We start from the raw sequence: 3,092 nt of genomic DNA, 5'->3' as shown, positions 1-3,092 counted from the left end.
CTTCCCAACCTGGATTCGCCAATTTGCCAAAAGATTGCAGGGAATATCCTTGCCGTCAACGGGGTCCCGAAGTTCGCCGTACGAAACACCCGAGCCTTCCTCACGCGATCCCTGCTGCTGGGGATAAGGACCGCACTTTCGCAGCGTGGCGCTACCCACCCAGCACGGTCATCATCGTCACCCCGTAGCCCGGGTGAACCGGTTGTTTGCGCCGCAGCGCCTGTTCCATCAGCAGGTCCAAGCGGGCGGGATCGAACGTCGGTCGCAGGGCGGGGAGCAGGTCCACGGGTTGGTCCGTCATCAAACACGCGTGGAGGCGGCCCTCTGCCGTGATACGAATGCGATCGCACTGGCCACAGAAGTGTTCCGACATCGGCGTGATGAAGCCCACCCTGCCGGTTTTCCCGTCCCGGAGGACCACCTCATAGACTCGCGCCACGCCTTTGCTGTCGGAAACAGCGTGAAACTCACGCACACTCGTCAGCCGGGAAATCATTTCCTGGACGGGAACGAACAGCTCGTTCCATCGGGCACTTAAAGGTCCGATGGGCATCAGCTCGATGAAGCGGACTTCCCAGCCGTTCGCCAATCCCCACTGAAGGAGTTCGTTCAATTCATCATCGTTGATGCCCCGCATGACGACACAGTTCACCCGAATTGGAAGAAGTCCCGCCCGACGCGCTGCCTCAAGTCCACGAAGCACTTCCTCCAGACCATCGACTCCGGTAATCTGGCGAAATCGGCCAGGATCGAGAGTGTCCAGACTCACATTGATCCGGCGGAGGCCCGCAGCCGCAAGGCTTTCCGCAAGCGCTTCCAATCGCAGACCGTTGGTCGTCAATCCCAGATCCGCAAGTCCTGGAAGACTCGCTACCTCACGGACGATCTCCACAATATCCGGCCGGAGGGTGGGCTCACCTCCCGTGATGCGGACCTTCTCCACGCCATGCCGGGCCACCAGATGACCGACAAGCTGGCGGATCTCGCCAAGTGTCAACAGAGAGTCGGCATGGGGGACCTGGGGGAGGATCGCGCCCGGGGGACGGCAATAGAGACACCGCATTCCGCACCGAGAGGTGACGGAAAGACGCAAATAACGTATCTGGCGTCCCCAGCGATCTTTCAGCACGATTACCTCTACCAATACTGCATTCCGGCTCGGGCCATGAATCGGCGCCCACGGGTGCCCTCCCGAATTGGCCGCCGGAAAAGCCGGGGGGTAACCCCCTCAGCCCCAACTCACTTCGGCTCAGCGCTCGCCACTGAGCGCTTGGCACGTTCCGCAACCAGCCCACCTGTTTTTTCGCGAAACGCCAATTCTATCCATTTTGCTTGACACAATTGCTACTCTACGTCCGTTTTCGGTCCGCGTCAATCGCTTTCGATGCTGACACATCCGCACTTTTCCCGCGCCGATGGAAACGTGGGCGTCTCCACGGACTCGCATGGGAGCGGGGTTCAGCCCGGGAGGGACCTGCTTGTCACGTCCATATTCGGAGGGCCCCTTTTCGGAGGGACTTGCTTGTCACGTCCGCTTATCTACCTTGGATGATCCCCCCAATTCACTCGCGTTCTGGTAGGGGCAATTCATGAATTGCCCCTACCCCGCTAGTGACGCCACGTGGCCATGCGACACCGGGCACGAGAAGCGTGCCCCTCCAAACAATTTCTCGGAGGGACGTGCTTGTCACGTCCGACCGACATCCATTTGATAACCCATCCCTCCTCGCCGGGCACGAGAAGCGCGCCCCTCCGAAAAAATCCCGCTGGGATCTGCGAACCTCAGGTACCCAACTCGGACTGGTGCTCTTTTCTCAGCCACTCGAGCAACCGGCGAGTAATCCCCACGTCGTGAACCCGCAGGATGTCCACCTCTGCCGCAGCGAGCAAGAGAGAAACGCCCAAAGTCCCTTCCATCACTCGGCGGGCTTCCTCGCCCGTGATCTCGCGAATGAAGCGCTTCCGGGAATGGCCCACCACAAGCGGATACCCCAATTCCCGAAACCGCTGGATGCCCGCGATGATCTGCCAGTTGTGCTGGGGAGTTTTGGCAAATCCCAATCCCGGATCGATGGCCAGCTTCTCCCTGGGAATCCCTGCCTTTTCGAGGGCTTCGCATCGCTCCTGGAGAAATCCCCGCACTTCCGCCACCACGTCCTGGTAAACAGCGTGCTGCTGCATCGTCTGCGGCGTGCCCCGCATGTGCATCAGGCAGACGCCTGGCTGAAATTCGGCCACCACATCCAGCATTTTTGGATCGCCACGAAGCGCGGTCACATCGTTGACGATTTGCACGCCCGCTGCCAGGGCTTCCCGCGCTACGACGGCCTTGGAGGTGTCGATGGAGAGGGGAACCGACACACGTTCCGCCAGCGCTGTGATCACCGGCAGCACGCGACGGAGTTCTTCCTGCGGTGAAACTGGTTGGGCACCGGGGCGCGTGCTCTCCCCGCCCACGTCGATGATGTCGGCACCTTCTTCCGCCAGTTGGAGGCCGCGCTCAATCGCCGCCGACGCGTCCAGATACAGCCCCCCGTCCGAAAAACTGTCCGGCGTGACGTTAAGAATACCCATCAGCAAAGGCCGACGGGCGAGCGACAGGGTTCTACTCCGCAACGACCATATCTCAGCCATGGGCGCTGTCACCCGAAAAGCGGGACACGTTTGGGATGCCGACAATCTTTTCCCCTCATTTTGACATCCTGCGCGGCGTGGGATCATCCATGCACGCTGGGAACTCTTCCCGGAAAAAGCCCCCGCGCTTTCCTGCACGTTTCATGGGGATGGCTGTTCTTCACGGAGGGGCCGAATACCCCCGATAGCCCCTTTCGCATAGTACAGCAGTTCTCGCCGTGTGGCGAGGAAGTACACGACGCAGCCCACAACGATTTTCACCGGCAAGGTGATCCAGGGCGAGGCAATTCCCCCATGCCGAAGATTAGCGTCGGCCGTCATGACGGCGGCCGCCATCAGGAGGGAGCCGCCAACCGCCGGTCGGGCCGCAGTGACGAGCAGCCCAAGCGGCAGGCCGGCACAGCGGAACGCCCACGCCACGTAGGCCGGCACAACCAGCAGACCAAAAACAATTAAAT

3 protein-coding genes are annotated in these 3,092 nt (G+C 60.9%); all 3 read right to left on the bottom strand.

The features are described from left to right. Positions 1-151: 151 nt before the first annotated feature. Positions 152-1,129: a GTP 3',8-cyclase MoaA gene (moaA, locus tag H5U08_RS14085; RefSeq protein ID WP_297034340.1), complete on the bottom strand. Its 978-nt coding sequence runs from the start codon at positions 1,127-1,129 to the stop codon at positions 152-154. A gap of 653 nt (positions 1,130-1,782) precedes the next feature. Further along, positions 1,783-2,634: a dihydropteroate synthase gene (gene folP, locus H5U08_RS14080; RefSeq protein ID WP_297034337.1), complete on the bottom strand. Its 852-nt coding sequence runs from the start codon at positions 2,632-2,634 to the stop codon at positions 1,783-1,785. Positions 2,635-2,775: 141 nt separating this feature from the next. Continuing rightward, a partial coding sequence (locus H5U08_RS14075) for a hypothetical protein (protein WP_297034335.1) occupies positions 2,776-3,092 on the bottom strand: 317 nt, incomplete at its 5' end.

It is taken from the genome of Thermogutta sp. (assembly GCF_014359955.1).
GTDB lineage: Bacteria > Planctomycetota > Planctomycetia > Pirellulales > Thermoguttaceae > Thermogutta.
Note: the sequence above shows the minus strand (reverse complement) of the source record. Positions and strands in the feature narration are given on the sequence as shown.

Bases quoted from the DNA above. Each gene is read 5' to 3' on its own strand.
- folP (WP_297034337.1), bottom strand. From the start codon at position 2,634: ATGGCTGAGATATGGTCGTTGCGGAGTAGAACCCTGTCGCTCGCCCGT.